This window comes from Chryseobacterium gambrini (assembly GCF_027920505.1).
Classification (GTDB): domain Bacteria; phylum Bacteroidota; class Bacteroidia; order Flavobacteriales; family Weeksellaceae; genus Chryseobacterium; species Chryseobacterium gambrini.
In genome coordinates, this window is record NZ_CP115857.1 from 152,061 (window position 1) to 172,107 (window position 20,047).

Here is a 20,047-nt window from a genome sequence, read left to right on the forward strand (position 1 = left end):
ATATGAAACGCATCTTTCGGGATGCGTTTTTTTTGTTAACAATACAGGCAAATATTTTTACACAGCCCTAATTGTAAGGTTATTTAAAAATAATTCATCTGATTTTTAGTTCATTATTAATTTTTGTTAAAATTTATTTTAAAATATTTTGTCATAATTCAAAAACGTTCTATATTTGCACCACTGAAAACAACGATATAATCGGAGTTTCTGGAGAGTTGGCAGAGTGGTCGATTGCGGCAGTCTTGAAAACTGTTGACTGTAACAGGTCCGGGGGTTCGAATCCCTCACTCTCCGCCAGTTAGGAAACCAAAATAAGCTAAAACGCTGTAAACATTAATGTTTACAGCGTTTTTTGTTTTAGCGCAGGTATCAAAAAAAATCAAAAAAGGTGGATCAAGCGCAAAAGTTGGGGGCTATGCAAAAAGTTTAGTTAATCTGAATAGAAAGAAAGTTCTGTCTTTTACTGATCATTGCCAAAACCTGGGGACTAAGCAAAAAGTTTGGGCTCAGTTGTATATTCAGGACGAATTTGCTCCCGTAGCCAGACCTGTAAAAGAATTAAAAGGCTTCCAGATCGTAGAACTGAAATCCGGCGAAAGTAAAAAGATCTCCTTTAATTTAACTGAAAAAGAACTCGGTTTTTATGATAATTCCGGAAACTTTATTGTAGAAGAAGGAGCATTTAAAGTAATGGTAGGCGGAAACTCGGAGAGTGTGATTTCGGATGAATTTGGTCTGGAGTAAAAAGTTTTGTAAAAAAAGATTCCTTTTTTAAGCATAAACTTATTTAAACTATTATTGAATGTCCGCTTAATGACCTAAACCAATATTTAAACCACTTTTGAGATGAAATTGAGAACTTCATCAAAGTGTAACTTGTTGATTTTTGTGATTTTAAAATTTATAAAACTTTTCAATTTTTCAAAAAAACACTCATTAGGCAAATAAAGGGACATTCATAAAACTATTTCAGAATTAACCACAAAAGGCACAAAAGACAATGTTAAAGCGAATTTCTATAATAATCAAAGCGCTCAAAAGAATAAAAATCAAAGGCTTTAAAAACTATTGTGACCTTTTTCATTTATAATAATAAGCTTTAAATAAAGTTTAGTCATCTTTTGTGGTTAAATAAAAAGTTTAAACAATATAAAAAAATCGAAGTTGGTAGATTCCGCTTCGATTTTTTTATTTTCATACAAAAATGACAGCAAAATATCTTTAGCCTCAAAACCAAAAACGATTTACTTATATTTGCTTTGCAAAGCAAATTCAAATGTTCAGAAAAGTAATCATTGTTTTTATCCTTGTCTTTTATACGGCCTTTTGTCCGGCTCAGCAGCTTCGGCCGTCAAAATCATCTGAGATTTACCGCGAACTCAAAACCCTTAAAAACCTGCCAAAAGTGTTATACCTTGCCGCTCATCCCGATGATGAAAATACAGGATTACTTTCATGGCTGGTTAATGATCAAAATGTAGAAACAGGCTATTTGTCTTTAACCAGAGGCGATGGAGGGCAGAATTTATTGGGGACAGAGCAAGGTGCAGCACTGGGATTAATCAGAACGCATGAGCTTTTGGAGGCAAGAAAATTAGACGGCGCTCGACAGTTTTTTACCCGTGCGATTGATTTCGGGTTTTCTAAAAATACCACCGATACTTTTAAACAATGGAATGCAGACAGCATTACAGCAGACGTTGTCTGGGTAATCCGTACATTCCGTCCGGATGTCATTATTTGCCGATTTCCTCCTACTTCTGCGGCAGGACACGGACAACACGCGGCTTCCGCTGTAGTTGCCGAAAAAGCTTTTAAACTGGCAGGTGATAAGACTGCTTTTCCGGATCAGCTAAAGTATGTCAATGTATGGCAGCCAAAACGTGTATTGTGGAACATATTCCGGTTTGGTGCAGTGAATACGACCGCTGAAAATCAACTGAAAATTACCGTTGGGCAATATGATGCGCAACTCGGAATGGGTTATGGTGAACTGGCAGGACTCAGCAGAAGTTTACATAAAAGTCAGGGTGCGGGAACACAATCTGTAGCTGGGATAAAAACTGAATATTTTTCCCATGTTCTCGGCGAACCTGCAAAATCGACAATTTTTGACGGAATCGTTAAAACATGGACTTCACAGGGAAATGCTGATATTGACCAATCACTGGATCAGATTATTTCAAATTTTAATTTCAACAATCCGGATCTCAGCTTACCTGCTTTGCTTGCTTTACGAAAAAAGATTATGGCGCTGAAAGATGCAGAGCTGAAAAAGGATAAAATTAAATCTCTTGACCAGATTATTTTAAGCTGCGCCGGATTTATGGGGGAAGTAGTGACCAATCAGGCTGAAGCGGTTGCCGGAAATCATTATCAATTCAAATTAAATATTATTTCAAGAGCTGTAAATCTTGTTGTTTTAGAAAATGTAAAATGGCTAAATCAATCAGAAAGTTTCAACAGAAACCTTTCAAAAGACTCTTTAATTACCATTCAGCATGATATTCAGATTCCATCAGATGCAGCACTTACAGAACCTTACTGGTTGACAAAACCGCCTGTGAATGCGGCAACTTTTTCAGTTCCGAATGATACGTTAATCGGTTTGCCGGAAGCAGAATCTCCACTGAATGTTTGGGTGGATTTAAAAATCGGCTCGGAAAAGTTTCAGATTAAGCTTCCTTTATCGTTCAAAAAATTAGATCCGGTAAGAGGTGATGTGGTAGAATCTTTGCGCATTGTTCCTGCTCTGGAACTGAAATTTACGCAGCCGCTGTATATAGTCAAAGAAAATGAAGATTTGCATTTGAGTCTGAATGTTAAAGTTAATTCAGATAAACCGTTCAGCAATGGAAAAATTAATCTGATGTACAACGGAGAAAGTTTAGGTGGTGCAGATGTAAATTCATTCAATGGAAAAGAAACAACTATCGATTATGTAATTCCCAAAAATAAACTCAGCAAAATAAATGCATCCCGTTTACAATTGGATGCTAATTTTGTTGCAGATGGAGTCACTTACAATAAAAAACAAGTATTAATTCAATATCCGCATTTACCTTCCCTGCAATATTTTGCACCTGCAACGGTAACTGTAATGAAAGGTGACATTCAGACAAAGGTTAAAAAAGTAGGATATATAGAAGGTGCGGGAGATTTTATCCCTGAATTTTTGAGAATTGCGGGGATTCAGGTTGATGTTGTGAAAGACGAAGATTTTTACAGCGGAAACGGCAGCCAAAACAAACTTTCGCAGTATGATGCCATCATATTGGGGATTCGTGCCAATAACACAGAGAAAAAGCTCGGTCGCTGGATGCCTTTTTTATGGTCTTATGTAAAAGCCGGAGGAAATCTGGTGATGCAGTACAACACCAGTCAGGATACAACCGTCGATCAATTGGGAATATACAATTTTCGTATTGCCAACAAACGGGTTACCGAAGAAAATGCGGCGGTTACGTTTTTAAATCCGAATCATAAATTACTGAACTTTCCGAACAGAATTACGGCAGATGATTTTAAAGGTTGGGTACAGGAACGCGGCGCGTATTTTCCGGATCAGTGGGATGCAGCATATGAACCGCTTTTTGAAATGCATGACACCGGTGAAGAGCCTTTGCAGGGATCTACTTTATATGCCCCATACGGAAAAGGAAACTTTATTTATACACCGCTGGCATTTTTCAGGCAGCTGCCTGCGGGAAATGTAGGTGCGGCACGTTTATTTTTAAACTTTTTATCTGCACAGAAAAACTGATGAATAAGCCACTTAAAAATTGGAGTACATGGTACATATTACTGGCGCTCGCTTTGGTATTACAGATCGCATTTTATTATTGGTTTACTAAATTCTGGGCATGAGTACGATAGATTGGACAGTTCTTATTTGTACATTGGTTGCAGTGGTTGTGTACGGCGTATTGATCGGGCGTGGACAGAAAAGCAACGAATCTTACCTGAAAGCAGACAATAAAATGCCATGGTACATTGTGCTGATCGGAATTATGGCGACTCAGGCAAGTGCCATTACATTTCTTTCGGCGCCGGGTCAGGCGTATACAGATGGGATGCGTTTTGTACAGTATTACTTTGGGCTGCCTTTGGCGATGATTGTGATCTGTATTACGTTTATCCCGATTTTTCAGCGATTGAATGTTTACACGGCTTACGAATATTTAGAAAACCGTTTTGATAAAAAGACAAGGGTTCTTACTTCACTGCTTTTTCTTTTTTCGAGAGGTTTGTCAACAGGAATCAGCATTTATGCGCCGAGTATCATCTTATCCAGTGTGTTGAACTGGAATATTTATCTGACGAATGTTTTAACAGGCGGAATTCTGTTAATTTACACCTATGTTGGCGGTGCAAAAGCGATCGCGCATACCCAAAAACTACAGTTTCTCATTATTCTGGGAACCATGGCTTTTGCAGGGTATTTACTTATTGATAATATGCCGAATGGAATCGGTTTTAAAGATGCGCTTTATCTGGCGGGAAAATCAGGAAAGCTGAATGTCATTACCACAGAATTCGACTGGAAAGACAAATACAATATCTGGAGCGGATTAATTGGTGGTTTTTTTCTGGCATTGTCTTACTTCGGGACAGACCAAAGTCAGGTTGGGAGATATATTACGGCGAAAGACAATACCAATGCAAAAATGGGCTTGTTGCTGAACGGATTGGTTAAAATTCCGATGCAGTTTGCAATTCTTTTAATTGGAGCCATGCTTTTTGCTTTCTTTTCTCTGAAACCGGCTCCGATTTATTTTAACGAACGTTCTTATCAGCATTTAAAGGAAACGAAACCCGAACAGGCAGCGGTTTTTGAAAAAGAACATCGGGATTTGCAGACAAAATTTAATGCAGAATCGAAGGAAATTTTACAGTTAAAACAAAACAATTCTTCACAGCTTGAAACAAAAATTCAGGATTTTAAAAATACGCAGTCTCAGGTAAAAGCACTTCACGGAAGGGTAGAAGAAGCCATCAATCAGTCAAACTTTAATGCAGAGAAAACCGATACGAATTATATTTTCCTGTATTTCGTGAAAAATACGTTACCTGTTGGAATGATCGGGTTGCTGTTTGCCGTTATTTTCCTTGCCAGTTGGGGTTCTATTTCGGCTGCGCTGAATTCTCTTGCTGCCTGTTCCTTAAAAGATGTTCATCTGATCTTTAAAAAAGAAATTCCGGATGACGAAACCGAACTGAAATACAGCCGACTTCACACATTAGCGTGGGGAATTTTCTCCATCGGAGTAGCGATGTTTGCCACGCAAATGGGTTCTCTTATTGAAGCGGTGAATGTATTGGGTTCCCTTTTCTACGGACCGATATTGGGGATTTTCCTTGTGGCTTTTTACTTTAAAAAAATCAACGGGGCGAATGTATTTATTGCAGCTATTTTATCTGAAATTGCCGTGATTGCCGTTTATCAGTTCGATATTGTTTCCTTTCTTTGGCTTAATGTGATCGGTGCAGCAGCGGTGATTGTATTTTCTGCAATCGGGTTGGTGTTTTATAAGCCGAAAGCATTAACTTCGTAAGCGGATAATAAGAGCGTATTTAAATGTATAATTTATTTTTACCATTAAGAAGTTAAGTCTCTTTGGCTTAAAAAACTTAATAAAAATCAATGTATTGATTTCCTTTAAGATCATTTTAACTAGCTTAAATGCTTAATGTTAGAATTTTCTTTAGAACACTTGTTGGAAAACGCAAAAGACGCAAGATTTTTATTCGTCTCAAATCTTTAAGGCGCAAGAAAATCGAAGATTTTCAATAAGGATGGATGCTTAATTTTATTGCAGATAAAATCTTTGCGTCTTGATTGTTATCGTTAAGTTTGTTTAAACTAATTTTAAATTTAACCGCAAAAGAGACAAAAGACTTTATTGGATTTATGTAAAGTATTTCAAAAGTCTGCAAAGAGAGAAAATCTTTGATTTTTTTCAACTTATATGCTCTTTTTTGCCCATTTAAGTAGTGAGCTTAAACAACTAAAGTGTTAAAATATTTTGCGGTAAAAAAGTGTAGACAAGTTTTTTATTAAGTTGAAACAATTTTAATCATAAAAATAAACAGACAAATAATAGTATTATGAAAACAATTTTTAAATCGGCTACCGTTCTTGTGGCTGCCATGACGCTTTCGGTGAACGCTTTTGCACAGGACACCAAAAAACCTGCGAGTCCTCCTGCTACGGCAACCGGAAAGATTAAGGATGCCAATATTACGATTGCTTACAGCAGTCCTTCTGTTAAAGGGCGCACCATTTGGGGAGGTTTGGAACCGTATGATCAGGTTTGGCGTGCGGGAGCCAATGAAGCCACCACTTTTGAAACGGATAAAGATATTACCGTTCAGGGTAAAAAACTTCCTGCCGGAAAGTACAGCTTTTTCTTAATTCCTAAAGAAAGCGGAACATGGACTGCCATCTTCAACAAGGAGGCAAAACAGTGGGGCGCCTACAAATACGAACAGGCAAAAGATGCTTTGCGTGTAGACGTAAAAACAAAAGCGCTGCCTGAAAAACAGGAAACTCTGGTTTACAAAATAAATAAGAACGGATTCTCGATGGATTGGGATCAAATCTCGGTTCCTATGGAGATTAAGTAAGTTTGTTGGAAATTTGAAATCCCGGTTGTCTGGGATTTTTTTGTTGTAAGTTTGGTAATGTATCAGAAATGATTATAGTAAATTCAATTGATATTATTAGGATTCATCTTTTTTTAGGTTAATTTATTCTTTTATAGTTGTAACATATAGAATGTCTGAATATTATTTTGACATGGATTTTGCATAAATTTTTTAAACCTATTTAAGAATGACTAAATTTAATTTTAATACTACTGCTGAGCGTTCAAAAAATATGTCTAAAATACGTAGTAAAAACACGCAACCAGAAATATTGCTTAGAAAAGCCTTATGGTCAGAGGGAATCCGTTACCGACTTAATCTAGCAAAACTTCCAGGAAAGCCTGATATTGTTATAAATAAATTTAAACTTGCTATTTTTGTGGATGGTAGTTTCTGGCACGGATATAAATGGGATGAGAAGAAGATAAAAATAAAATCTAACAAAGAATATTGGTTAAATAAAATCGAAAGAAATATTGAACGGGATAATGAAAACAATATAGCATTACAAAAAGCAGGATATACTGTATTGCGATTCTGGGATCATCAAGTAAAAAAAGATATTAGCACTTGCATTTCAATAATTAAAAATTTTATTGAAAAATTTTAATGAAATTTATATTAGGTTTCGTAATTGAATTTGCTATGATTATTTTTTTTGATTAACTTCCTACATATAAATGTTAAGTATTTAATAGATATAAATAATACTGGAAAATTTATTCAAGAATTTATTTAATTGTAAATTTGCCTTATGTCAGAAAATAAAAAATTGAATACAAAGATTGGGATTTTTTCCTTTTTTGCTGGTGCTGGTTTTCTTGATTTAGGTTTTGAAACAACCTCTGGATTTGAAACTCTTTTTGTAAATGAGTATCATAAACCATTCATGGATATTTATAAATCTTCTAGAAAAGCATTGAAAATCAAAGAACCTGTTTTTGGACATAATACGGAAGACATTTGTGTCTTTCTTAATGAAGAACATGGCAAAGCATTAGCAGAAAATATGATTGAGGCAAAAAAGAGCTATGATCTAATAGGATTTATTGGAGGTCCTCCTTGTCCTGATTTTTCTGTTGGAGGTAAAAATAAAGGTGCAGAAGGTGAAAACGGAAAATTATCAGGAACATATATTGAGCTAATTATAAGGAATAATCCAGACTTTTTCCTTTTTGAAAATGTAAAAGGTTTATATAGAACAAAGAAACATAGATCTTTTTTTGATGAAATGAAGCTCAAATTGATTGCCAATGGATATTATTTAACTGAAAAACTTATAAATGCACTAGATTATGGTGCTCCTCAAGATAGAGAAAGAATTATTTTGTTAGGCTTTAAGAGAGAAGCTTTGAGAGGAATGGGAATGGAATTAAATGGTTCTCCCATATTAAAGTCATTTGATTGGAATTCTAAAACACGATATAATTCTAATGAGATCAGGCTGAAAAATTGGCCAGCACAAGAACCGTATTTTGAAGAGGAAGTGAAGTTAATTCCTCGTGGAATTGAAAAAAAATTAACAGTTCAATATTGGTTTGATAAAAATGATGTGGAAAATCATCCTAATTCTAAACATTATTTTCAACCAAGGGCTGGATTATCTAAATTTCAATCTATTCAAGAAGGGGATGATCTTAAAAAATCATATAAAAGATTACACCGATGGAGGTATTCCCCAACTGCAGCATACGGGAATAATGAAGTTCATTTACATCCATATAAGCCTAGAAGGCTTTCTGTGGCAGAAGCATTAGCAATTCAGTCTTTACCAAAAGACTTTATTATTCCTGAACATATTTCATTATCAAATATGTTCAAGACCATAGGTAATGGTGTACCTTATTTAGCGGCTAAAGGACTAGCAGAAACCATAAATGTATTTATTAAAAAAGTGAAAAATCAAGAATTAAAATATGCAGAAATTATCAGCTAGTAATATCGTTGCATTTATCAATCAACTTGATAAAAGAACCAATTATAATTATATTAATCCTAAAACTAAAGGACTTATAAAGATAGAAGGTGTAGATTTACCTGAAGGTCCTATACGGATTAAACGGTGGAATCCTTCTTTGGGTGAAACCGAAATTGACCAGAAAATTGAAAGTATCTCTAGTGAATTAATTTGGAGGGTTGCTAATGCTTTTAACCCAAATCAGCCAATCAATTTTGATAGGGTATTAGGTGCAAGCTATAATACTAGAAGTGTGCTTGAAGCATTATTGGCTCACACACCTGAATTTTATTTTTGCTATCCTGGACGTATTGAAAATAAAGGCGGTAATTCTTCAGTAAAACATGGGCATAAACATTTAATTTGGAGACCCGATAAGCCGCATCGAATTGGTTTACTAAGTAAAATTGATACTGATATTGTTATATCGGAAGTTCCTGCGCTTGATGTATTTTATGATTCATTAGTTTTACCAGATAATTTTGAGCAACATCAAATGGACATTGATGCAAAAAGAAGGCATGCTCAAATTCAAATAGCTCTTTATTTTATTGGAAGACAATTAGATTTTAGAACGTGGATAGCACAAAATGATAAAGGAATATTATATCAGAATAAGAGAATAGCAGAATATGAAGGTATAATTGCATCGCTAAAGGACGAAAAGCTAATGATGGCACATGATGATGCAATTCAAGCTGCATTACTTATTGACTGTATTTGGTTTAAGAATGGCAGATTAATGCCTGCTGTAATGGAAGTTGAACATTCAACAGGAGTGACGAGCGGCTTAACAAGGATGAAAAACTTTAAAGATCGTTTTCCACCATTCCCAACTAGATATGTTATTGTAGCACCTGATGAAGACCGCGATAAAGTTATAAAAGAAGCCAATAAACCACAATTTCATGATCTTAATACAAAGTATTTTACTTATTCAGCAGTAGAAGAACTGTATGCTTTATGTCAAAGGCGGAAACTGAAAGGGGTTACCGAAGAGTTTTTAGACTGTTTTATGGAACCTGTTTTAGTAAATTAAATTCAAAATATAAATAGATCCACTACAAAAATTACTTAATCAAGCCTATTAAAATGGGCTTGAAAATCTTTTTCATTAGAATCGTGTTGAAAAAATCCCAACTCTCGTCAGGATTTTTAATGTATTTCTTTTAAAGCCCAGCCATTTCAAAGAATTTAGATAACTTAATATTTTGGGCTTCACAAATTCTCATGATGGTAATTAAACTGATCTGATAATTTTCATCTTCCCTAATTCTTCTTACTGTCTTTTCGTCAATGTTATTTTCATTAGCAAATTGGCTGTTATTGTTCATAGGAATAACCCATTTATCCCTTATAAATTCAACGATCTTTCTATTTGCAGTTTCCACAAAAGCAAATAAAAGCGTAATTCTGTAAAATAATTCGGATTGAAATCCGAATTGAGGCTATTTTTTATTACTTTTGTAAGCAGATTATATCAAAGCAACCCCAAAAAACAATAAAGACACAAAACCTTCTTCGTATGAAAAAGAACAGCATAGACTTTGAATCCCGTTTTTGGTGCGGTCGGAAGAAACATTCTGCACTTTCGCTGATGGAAGTATTTTTCCAGTTTCATGATTTGGCAACCGCCAAAGAACGCCTAAATCTCATCATGCAATACGCCGCACAGCGCAAAATACGGACTCCGGAAGATCCTTCCGTTATCTTTTATTTTTATCAATCGCTACGGTCGTTTATTCGCGCAGCATATTCCCTTAGAAAAAAGCACGGAAAATGGTTGGTTCATGAACTTTCGGAACATAAAAACCCGATGTTGCAGGGTTCATTGTCAGAAAAAGAATACTGTGATCCGGCAAAAGTTTTCCGGAAAGCCTTTAAAAAATACCGTCTCGAGGAATTCGAAGAGTTTCTGTCGGAAATCGTATATTTCTCGCTCGGAACTTTCAATAATGTACCGGAGCGCAATATCGTAGATCCGTATTTGTACCTCAACAAAATGCTGGATGCAGCATGGGTTATTCTGGAACGTGAAAATTACAGGGAAAAACTTCCGCATGAACAGCAACAGACTGCTGAACTTCAGTCAACATAAATGTTTTCATCAATCCAACGCGCCAAAATGAAATGATTAGAATATTTTAAACCCTCAAAAGCATAAAACATCAGAGATTTTTAAGGTTGGTATGAACTTCATTTGTAATCACATTTACATACAAGTTTAGTCCATCATTTGTGCCTTTTGTGGTTAATTTTAAATTAGCTTAAACAACGGGATAATCAATTACAATCAGGATAAAATAAAAATAGCTTGAAGTTAACTTCCAAGGTTTTTTTGTGACTTCAACAAATGTGACTTTAAACATTTTATTAATGATTTCTTCCTGCGAAGAATTTATTTCAAAAACCTACTAAAATTCTGTTATTTGTAATTTTCCGATGGCTTACGTGCAAAAATGGTAAAAAATAATATCAATTTTTAACGTTTTTTTTGTTTAAAAGTTTTTTTTTTACACTTGTTTATGTTTTTTTTTGATTTATTTTTTTCTAATTCTTATCATAATATTTTTCTGAAAAAAGCACCTGTTTTCTTCCCGTATTCTTCATCATAAATACTTGTTAACTGATCGGTTACAATATTGATAAGTGTAATTTTAATGATAACCTTATCATAATTTGTATGTGAATGTTTTCATAAAAAATCGATATGTAAATTGCTGATATTTAGGTCTTAGTGTGAAATTTATTTTTTTTATTCATTTGAATTTTTATATTTGTCATGTTACATAAATGTTAACACTTGCATGAGCCCCAATTTTATACATACCTATGTTTCGGTTGATTGTGTTGTTTTTGGTTTCGACCACGAAAACAGATTAAATATTTTATTGGTAGAAAGACATCTGGACCAGGAAAAACAGATAAAGCTTCCGGGAAGTCTTATTTTTAGTGATGAAGATGTGGATGACGCTGCAGAAAGAGTACTGCACGAGCTTACAGGAATTAAAAAGATGGTTCTGAAACAGTTTAAGTGTTTTGCAGATCCTATGAGAGCCAATAATGAAAACGACATCCAATGGATGGGAACAGAGTACAAACAGCATATCGACAGGATTATTACCGTTGCTTATCTTTCTCTGTGCAAGATTGATCATAAGATTAACAGTACAAAATACAGTACAGTAGATTGGTTTCCCATAGATGAGGTTCCCTCTCTGCCGTTTGATCATAATAAGATTATTAATGAATCTTTGGGGGAGGTAAGAAAATGGATAGAAGTGGATTTCTCTATTATTTTTGAGCTGCTTCCCAAGAAATTCACCATCAGACAGCTTTACCAGTTGTACAGTGCATTAAGTGAAAAACAAATTGATATTAAGAACTTTCATAAAAAAATCTCTTCATTCAATTACATCATTCCATTGGATGAGATTGAAAAAAATGTATCACACCGCGCAGCCCGATATTATAAATTCGATGCCAAAATTTACAAGAAAAACAATACTAAACTAATAAAATAATACCTTTTTAAAACTATATGTACTTACTAGGCTATGATATCGGCAGTTCTTCTGTGAAAGTTTGTCTCATCGAGGCATCCAGCGGAAAAGTAATCGCATCCGAATTTTCTCCTAAAAAAGAAATGAAAATTACTGCGGTACATCCGGGTTGGGCAGAGCAGAATCCTGTCGACTGGTGGACAAATCTGAAATTGGCACATGAAGCGGTAATGCATGAAGCCGGTATACATGCAGAAGACATTAAGGGAATTGGTATTACGTGGCAAATGCACGGTTTAATTTTAGTAGATAAAGATCAGAACCTGCTAAGACCATCCATCATCTGGTGCGACAGTCGCGCTGTTCCTTACGGCGAAAAAGCCTTTAAAGCAATCGGAGAAGAGAAATGCTTATCCCATTTGCTGAATTCGCCGGGGAATTTTACCGCATCAAAATTAGCATGGGTAAAAGAAAATGAACCTGAAATTTTCGGGAAAATAGATAAAATAATGCTTCCCGGAGATTACATCGCCATGAGACTTTCCGGAGAGATCGGAATAACGGTTGAAGGATTATCAGAAGGGATTTTCTGGGACTTTAAAAACAATTGCATTTCAGAAGATGTCATTAATTATTACGGGATTCCGAAAAGCTTTTTCCCTGAAATCGTACCTACATTCGGGATTCAGTCCACAGTTTCTGCCGTAGCGGCGCAGGAATTAGGCTTAAAAGAAGGAACTCCCATTTCCTACAGAGCAGGAGATCAGCCCAATAATGCATTGTCACTCAATGTTTTCAATCCCGGAGAAATCGCTTCCACAGCAGGAACTTCAGGCGTAGTCTATGGCGTTCTGGATCAGTTGGAATATGATACATTATCAAGGGTTAATACTTTTGCACATGTAAATCATACAGAAGAATTAACAAGATTGGGAGTTTTGCTTTGCATTAACGGAACAGGAATTTTAAACTCCTGGCTAAAGCAGAATTTTGCAACATCATTATCCTCTTACGGAGACATGAACGATCTGGCATCGCTTTCACCGGTAGGAGCCAAAGGATTAAGCATCATACCTTTCGGAAACGGAGCAGAAAGAGTGCTGGAAAATAAGGAAACCAACTGCTCCATCCACGGAATTAATTTTAATATCCATACCAAAGGAGATATTCTGCGTGCCGCGCAGGAAGGAATTGTATTTTCTTACGAATACGGAATGAATATCATGAGAAACATCGGGATGGATATTCAGGTAATTCGGGCAGGAAATGCCAATATGTTCCTGAGTTCAATTTTCAGAAAATCATTAGCCGGAGTAAGCAATGCCGTTATTGAACTTTATGATACCGACGGAGCGGTAGGCGCTGCAAGAGCCGCAGGAATGGGGATAGGCTTTTACGCAGATGCTAAAGAAGCCTTTGCCTCTCTGGAAAGAATAGCCGTAATAGAACCGCAGCTGGAAAAAAGAGAACAATACTTAGAAGCCTATTCGAGATGGAAACAGCATCTTAACGAAATAGTATAATCACCAATACAAAAAGATTTTTTTACTGTACTTATTGACCCTCAAGGATCAGTGAGCAGGGAAACTTTATGTTGAATTTTAAAATTAAACTAAAAATTATAACAAATATATGAACACTTTAACAGGTACGAAAGAGTTTTTTACAGGTATCGACAAAATCAAGTTTGAAGGGAAAGAAAGCAGAAATCCAATGGCTTTCAGATATTATGATGCGGAAAGAATTGTGATGGGAAAACCTATGAAAGACTGGACGCGTTTTGCGATGGCTTGGTGGCATACCTTATGTGCAAACGGAAGCGATCCGTTTGGAGGGCCAACAATTCATCATCCATGGGACATCGGAAACGATGCGGTAACCAGAGCAATGCATAAAATGGATGCCGGTTTCGAATTTATGTCTAAAATGGGCTTCAATTACTATTGTTTCCATGATATAGATTTGGTAGATCCTGCCGATAACTGGAAAGACTACGAGAAGAATCTTCAGGCTGTAGTGGAATATGCAAAACAAAAGCAGCAGGAAACCGGAATTAAACTTTTATGGGGAACGGCAAACGTTTTCACGCACGAAAGATACATGAACGGAGCTTCCACGAACCCGAATTTTGATGTGGTTGCCTGCGCAGGAACTCAGGTTAAAAATTCTATTGATGCTACAATTGCTCTTGGTGGCGAAAACTACGTTTTCTGGGGTGGTAGAGAAGGATATATGAGCCTTTTGAATACCGATATGAAGCGTGAAAAAGACCATTTGGCACGTTTTCTTACCATGTCCAGAGACTACGCCCGTCAGCAAGGTTTTACAGGAACTTTCCTTATTGAGCCAAAACCGATGGAACCTACAAAACACCAGTATGATTATGATTCTGAAACGGTGATCGGCTTCCTGAGACATTACGGATTAGATAAAGATTTTAAATTAAATATTGAAGTGAACCACGCAACACTTGCTGGTCATACTTTCGAACATGAACTTCAGGTGGCAGTAGATGCAGGACTTTTAGGAAGCATCGATGCAAACAGGGGAGATTATCAGAACGGATGGGATACAGATCAGTTTCCGGTAGATTATTTAGATATGGTTCAGGCATGGCTGGTTTTACTTCCTGCAGGAGGTTTAGGAAAAGGAGGAGTTAATTTCGATGCTAAAATCAGAAGAAACTCTATTGATCCTGAAGATTTGTTTATTTCTCATATTTCGGGGATGGATGTTTTTGCGAAAGGACTTTTAGCCGCAGCAGATATTCTTGAAAATTCAGATTATAAAAAACTGAGAACAGACCGTTACGCATCTTTCGACAATGGAAACGGAAAGGCTTTTGAAGCAGGAACGCTTACTTTGGAAGATCTTCAGAGGATAGCTCATGAAATTGGGGAACCACAGCCAAAAAGCGGAAAGCAGGAACTGTTTGAAGCGATTGTGAATATGTATATCTAAATAAACGTAAAAAGGCTGCTAAACACTAAGGATTTTTCAATACGATAATTATTAATAGCCTTTTTATTCAACCCTAATATTAAACGTAATAATTATGAATCGATCTTATTTAGCTAAAACCAATAAAGCAGCGCTCTTTTTTGCGATGGCTTTATTACCTTCCGGTTTAGCCTATTCTCAGAGTAAAAAAGATACTGTTGCTAAGGAGAAAAAAATAGAAGAAGTAGTGGTAATCGGGTACGGAACCCAAAGAAAAGAAGCCGTAACAGGCTCTGTAGCATCCGTAAAAGGTGATGTTTTAAGAGAAGTACCTACTGCTAACATTACTCAGGCATTGCAGGGAAGAACAGCAGGTGTCGATATTAGCCAGACCTCTACCAAACCCGGAGCAAGCATGCAAATTCGCATCAGAGGAACAAGATCTTTAACACCCAATGCTAATGATCCGTTAATTGTTCTTGATGGAATTCCGTTTGTGGGATCACTTGGTGATATCAGTTCCAGTGACATTAAAAGTATAGATATCCTGAAAGATGCTTCTGCAACTGCAATTTATGGTTCCAGAGGAGCAAATGGAGTTATTTTGGTAACAACCAACAGAGGCTCCAAAGGTCAGAAGCCGAGATTTACGTACAATTCTTTTACAGGAGTTCAGACCTTGTTTTCAAGGTTTCCGATGATGGATGGTCCTAAATTGGCTAAATTAAGAGCTGATGCCGGAAATATTTACGGATTAGGAAAAGATGAAACGTTAGACACCAATACAGACTGGCAAAAGCTGTATTATAAACCGGCGATGATGACCAGTCATGATGTAGGGGTTTCAGGTGGAACAGAAGGTGGTAATTATAACGTAGGGTTATCCTATTTTAAACAGGATGCTTTAATTCCGATCCAGAGTTATGAAAGATTCTCATTAAGGATCGCTCTGGACCAGCAGGTTGGTAAAAGCTTCAAATTCGGATTTACCTCCAATACCAACTATACCGTGTCGGATGGTAACGGAGTGGCAGGAGCGCCGGTTCTGGGCAACTCTCCTTTAGCAAACCCTTATAATCCGGATGGCACTATCAAAAGAACCATCAGTACGGCATCGAATATTGATCAGTCTTGGGTATACATCAGAAAGACCCTCGAAAATCTGGGGGATAAATATGTAGATGAAAGCAAAGGTCTTTCTTCATACAATAATTTATATGGAGAAGTAAGCTTACCGATTAGCGGTTTGAAATACAGATTAAATGTCGGGTTGGATTATACCACTTCTAACAGCGGAAACTATACAGGAGTAGGGGTTTTCAATGTGAATGCGGCAGCTCCGTCCAGTGCAGGAAAAGGAAACAGTCAGACTTATCACTGGACTTTAGAAAATTTATTAACCTATGACAAAACTTTTGGAAAACATAAGATCAATGCTGTAGCTTTATATTCTGCAGAAGGCAATCGGTATATCAGCAGCTATATGAGTGCCAAAAATGTACCGGCAGACTTTTTCCAGTATTATAATTTGGGACAGTCTCCACAAGCAGATATTTCTGTAAAGCCTGAAGATCAGATATATGTACAGAGAGGGCTTATATCGTATATGGGACGTGCTATGTACACCTACGATAATAAGTATATGATTACGGCAACGCTTCGTGCAGATGGTGCATCTGTTTTGGCACCGGGTAACAAATGGCATACCTATCCTGCAATATCTTTAGGCTGGAACCTTGCTAATGAATCTTTCATGCAGAGTCTCAAAGCCATCAACCAGTTCAAATTAAGATACGGATGGGGGCAGACTTCCAATCAGGCGGTTGGTCCGTACACTACCAAAGGAACTTTAGGGGTTGTTCCGTATAATTTCGGAAATACAAATACGACAGGGGTATATATCACTACCGCGCCAAATCCTGAGCTGGGCTGGGAATATTCTAAAACCAATAACTTCGGTTTGGATTTCGGATTATTTAATAATAGATTGACAGGTACTGTAGAGTATTACAGAACTAAAACAGAACAGGTTTTATCTCCGACAAATCTTCCTATATCCGGAGGTATTGCGAGTGTAACGAACAATATAGGACAGATAGAAAACAAAGGTTGGGAAGTTTCACTTAATGGTACGATCATAAACAATCCTGATGGTTTCAGTTGGGATGCAGGGGTTAACTGGTATGCCAACAGAAATCAGATTTTAGCTTTGAATTCAGGAACTACCCGGGATGTGGCGAACAACTGGTTTGTTGGACATAATATCAATGCGATCTATGACTATCAGAACATTGGTTTGTGGCAGCAGGGAGATCCTTACCTGAATATATTGGAACCAGGGGGTAATGTAGGAATGATTAAAGTCCTTTACACCGGCGGTTACAATGCAGATGGTACTCCGGTAAGAGCAATAGGTCCGGACGACAGACAAATTATCGATACCGCACCGGATTGGCAGGGTGGTTTCAACATGAGATTCGCTTACAAAAATTTTGAATTGAGTACTGTAGGTGCATTTCAGCATGGGGGTGTTTTAATCAGTTCTATTTATGGTTCTTCGGGTTATCTTAACAGATTAACGGGAAGAGGGAATAACGTGGATGTAGATTACTGGACGGCAGAAAACCCGAATGTAAGATATCCTAAACCTGGAGGAATAATGAGTGGAGACAACCCGAAATACGGTTCTACTCTTGCTTACTTCGATGGATCATATCTTAAACTGAGAACAATAACACTAGGATATAATTTGAAGAAAGAATTTTTAGATGATCTGAAATTAAATAGTTTAAGAATTTATGTAACCGTAACTAATCCTCTCGTTCTTTTCTCTCCTTATCATAAAGAATCCGGGATGGATCCGGAACCGAACTCTTACGGTAACCAGAATCAGGCGGTAAACAGCAGCCTTCCTTATAACGCGCGTCAGCTGATTATAGGAACCAATAACCCGTCTACACGTAATTATCTAATGGGAATCAATTTATCTTTTTAAATTACAAAATCATGATCAAGTTTAATAAAAAAATAGTTTTAGGAGCGTTTTTCTTCTCGCTTTGCTTATCCAGTTGTAATGAAATTCTGGACGAACAGCCAAGATCTAACTATACGGTGGATTATTTTAATACGCCAGATGGGGTTACAGCAGGGGTAACATCTTTATACAGAAGTTTGCGTTTATTGTATGGTAACGGCTACTTCATGAGTAACTGCCAGAACGGTACCGACGAATCTACTTTTGCACAGAGTGCAGACGGAAACTTTAAAGAATTGGACTTTTCAGGAAATGGTAACGTTACACCATCTTCTTTCCCTCCGAGTATGATTTGGGGATCCGTATTCCCTTCTATTAATACGGCAAACGGAATTGTAGAAAGAGGTCCGCAGTTTGGCGTGGCAGAATCATTAATTTCCGAAGCAAGATTCTTCAGAGCATTTGATTACTTTATGCTGGTTCAGACGTATGGGGGAGTTCCGTTAGATTTGGGAGCAGGAGAACTTGCACTGAATACAAATGCGATAACAACTTCTAAGAGAAATACAGTTCCGGAAGTTTATACCAGAGGAATTTTTCCTGATCTGAGAAAAGCAATAGATAATTTACCCGCTTCACCAAGAGTAACTGGAGGAGTAACTAAAAATGTTGCAAGATTATTTTTAGCAAAAGCCTACCTTACATACGGATGGTGGCTGCAGAACCCGAACAGCATTCCAACATATCCGGACGCTCCAAGAACCGATCCGGACGGTCATAATGCACAATGGTATTTCCAGCAGGCTTATGACACAGCTATGCAGGGAATAACTACTCCCGGTCCATATTCTTTGCAGCCTACATTTTATGATGTAAATGTAGGATCAAACGACAGGAATAACGAATGTATGCTGTATGCAGACCATACTCAGGCAAGTGCATTTTATAACGAATCAGATCCTGTAGGTTTCGGTTCAGGATGGGCTCCTGATAACTTCGCTGCGTGGATGCAGACCTGGAACTACACCAACCTGAAGAGCAGCAGCTCCGCAACAACCTTTACTGCTGTAAGTTCTGTACAGCGTGCTGCAACACAATCTTTAGGTCGTCCATGGGTTCGTATGGCTCCTCCGATTGGAGTTATTCAGAATACATTTGCTGATAAAACTACCGATTCAAGATATGACGGTACTTTTGTTACGACTTACAGAGGTAACTGGGACAAGGCAGGTGTTACGAACCCTGTTCTGTATAATGCCAATAACTTACCTGTACAGCCGGGAGGAGCTATTCTGAGTTTTCTTAACGATGATTCCCAAACGCCGACATATCCTTCAGGAGCAGGACAAAACGGTGTGGGCGCAGGTACTTTGCCGGGAAGAGCAGATTGGGTAGTTGCACCAAACGGAATCAGCAGAATCGTTTATCCGGGATTGTGGAAAATCGGTACGTACCGTACGGATGATCCAAATGGATTAGGATATCCTAATGCAGGTTTAACAAGACCTTTCAATGTCGCAAAATTCTCTGAGTTCTATTTTATCGCGGCAGAAGCGGCTGTAAAAGGAGCATCAGGTTCTATGACGGCGAGAGATTTAATTAACGTGATCCGTGCAAGAGCAGGAAAATGGAAATTTAATAACGCTCAAAATACAACGTACATTGCAGATAATAGTGCCGCAATGACTGCTGCAACGCCTTCGGTAATTACTATAGATTATATTCTGGCAGAAAGATCCCGTGAATACTACGGAGAATTCTACAGATGGTACGATTTGGTGCGTACACAGAAGTGGGGCGAATATGCAGCTACTTATAAAATCGGAGGTACTGCTTATGGAAACCATACACCGCAGACCGTAACACGTAATATTCAGCCGTTCCATTATCTGAGACCGATTCCGCAAGGACAAATCGATGCAATGAGTGGTGCAACTGCTGATGAAAAAGCAAAATATCAGAATCCTGGTTATTAGAAATCGGTTAGTTTCACATTCATATATAGTTCACAGGGCAGATCCT

General features: G+C 37.2%; 14 protein-coding genes and 1 tRNA gene. 14 read left to right on the forward strand and 1 reads right to left on the reverse strand.

Annotated elements, in window-relative coordinates; translation table 11 throughout:
• The first annotated feature begins 212 nt into the window (after nucleotides 1–212).
• From PFY09_RS00680 to PFY09_RS00715, 8 genes are all read left to right on the forward strand, one after another.
• Nucleotides 213–300, forward strand: a tRNA-Ser gene (locus PFY09_RS00680).
• A 39-nt stretch (nucleotides 301–339) separates the two neighbouring features.
• Nucleotides 340–747, forward strand: a complete 408-nt coding sequence (locus PFY09_RS00685; protein ID WP_271161053.1) for a fibronectin type III-like domain-contianing protein — start codon at nucleotides 340–342, stop codon at nucleotides 745–747.
• A 532-nt stretch (nucleotides 748–1,279) separates the two neighbouring features.
• Nucleotides 1,280–3,766: a PIG-L family deacetylase gene (locus PFY09_RS00690; RefSeq protein WP_271161054.1), complete on the forward strand. Its 2,487-nt coding sequence runs from the start codon at nucleotides 1,280–1,282 to the stop codon at nucleotides 3,764–3,766.
• Between the two features lie 100 nt (nucleotides 3,767–3,866).
• Nucleotides 3,867–5,558 (forward strand): sodium:solute symporter, encoded by a 1,692-nt coding sequence (locus PFY09_RS00695; protein ID WP_271161055.1) that lies wholly within the window; start codon nucleotides 3,867–3,869, stop codon nucleotides 5,556–5,558.
• Nucleotides 5,559–6,111: 553 nt separating this feature from the next.
• On the forward strand, nucleotides 6,112–6,630 hold the full coding sequence (locus tag PFY09_RS00700; protein WP_271161056.1) for a DUF2911 domain-containing protein: 519 nt from the start codon (nucleotides 6,112–6,114) through the stop codon (nucleotides 6,628–6,630).
• A gap of 208 nt (nucleotides 6,631–6,838) precedes the next feature.
• Entirely contained in the window at nucleotides 6,839–7,261 is a 423-nt protein-coding gene (locus tag PFY09_RS00705; RefSeq protein ID WP_271161057.1) for a very short patch repair endonuclease, read from the forward strand.
• Between the two features lie 144 nt (nucleotides 7,262–7,405).
• The gene (locus tag PFY09_RS00710; RefSeq protein WP_271161058.1) at nucleotides 7,406–8,587 is read left to right on the forward strand and encodes a DNA cytosine methyltransferase; all 1,182 of its coding nucleotides are present in this window, start codon (nucleotides 7,406–7,408) and stop codon (nucleotides 8,585–8,587) included.
• Nucleotides 8,568–9,647 (forward strand): hypothetical protein, encoded by a 1,080-nt coding sequence (locus PFY09_RS00715; RefSeq protein ID WP_271161059.1) that lies wholly within the window; start codon nucleotides 8,568–8,570, stop codon nucleotides 9,645–9,647. The genes PFY09_RS00710 and PFY09_RS00715 overlap by 20 nt, the downstream gene beginning before the upstream one ends.
• Before the next feature lie 130 nt (nucleotides 9,648–9,777).
• Here PFY09_RS00715 and PFY09_RS00720 read toward each other — a convergent pair whose 3' ends face one another.
• Nucleotides 9,778–9,999: a helix-turn-helix domain-containing protein gene (locus PFY09_RS00720; protein WP_256038561.1), complete on the reverse strand. Its 222-nt coding sequence runs from the start codon at nucleotides 9,997–9,999 to the stop codon at nucleotides 9,778–9,780.
• 134 nt (nucleotides 10,000–10,133) lie between these two features.
• On the opposite strand from PFY09_RS00720, the gene PFY09_RS00725 reads away from it, so the two are divergent.
• The 6 genes from PFY09_RS00725 to PFY09_RS00750 all read left to right on the forward strand — a co-directional run bounded on the left by PFY09_RS00725 (nucleotide 10,134) and on the right by PFY09_RS00750 (nucleotide 20,001).
• Entirely contained in the window at nucleotides 10,134–10,706 is a 573-nt protein-coding gene (locus PFY09_RS00725) for a hypothetical protein (protein WP_271161060.1), read from the forward strand.
• A 709-nt stretch (nucleotides 10,707–11,415) separates the two neighbouring features.
• Nucleotides 11,416–12,132, forward strand: coding sequence for an NUDIX hydrolase (locus tag PFY09_RS00730; RefSeq protein WP_076396194.1), 717 nt, complete (start codon nucleotides 11,416–11,418; stop codon nucleotides 12,130–12,132).
• 17 nt (nucleotides 12,133–12,149) lie between these two features.
• A complete protein-coding gene (locus PFY09_RS00735; protein ID WP_076396192.1) occupies nucleotides 12,150–13,634 on the forward strand; it encodes a xylulokinase in 1,485 nt (494 codons plus the stop codon).
• A 109-nt stretch (nucleotides 13,635–13,743) separates the two neighbouring features.
• Nucleotides 13,744–15,072, forward strand: coding sequence for a xylose isomerase (xylA, locus tag PFY09_RS00740; RefSeq protein WP_271161061.1), 1,329 nt, complete (start codon nucleotides 13,744–13,746; stop codon nucleotides 15,070–15,072).
• Between the two features lie 94 nt (nucleotides 15,073–15,166).
• A complete protein-coding gene (locus PFY09_RS00745; RefSeq protein ID WP_256038602.1) occupies nucleotides 15,167–18,046 on the forward strand; it encodes a SusC/RagA family TonB-linked outer membrane protein in 2,880 nt (959 codons plus the stop codon).
• Nucleotides 18,047–18,057: 11 nt separating this feature from the next.
• Entirely contained in the window at nucleotides 18,058–20,001 is a 1,944-nt protein-coding gene (locus PFY09_RS00750) for a RagB/SusD family nutrient uptake outer membrane protein (protein ID WP_271161062.1), read from the forward strand.
• Nucleotides 20,002–20,047 lie beyond the last annotated feature (46 nt).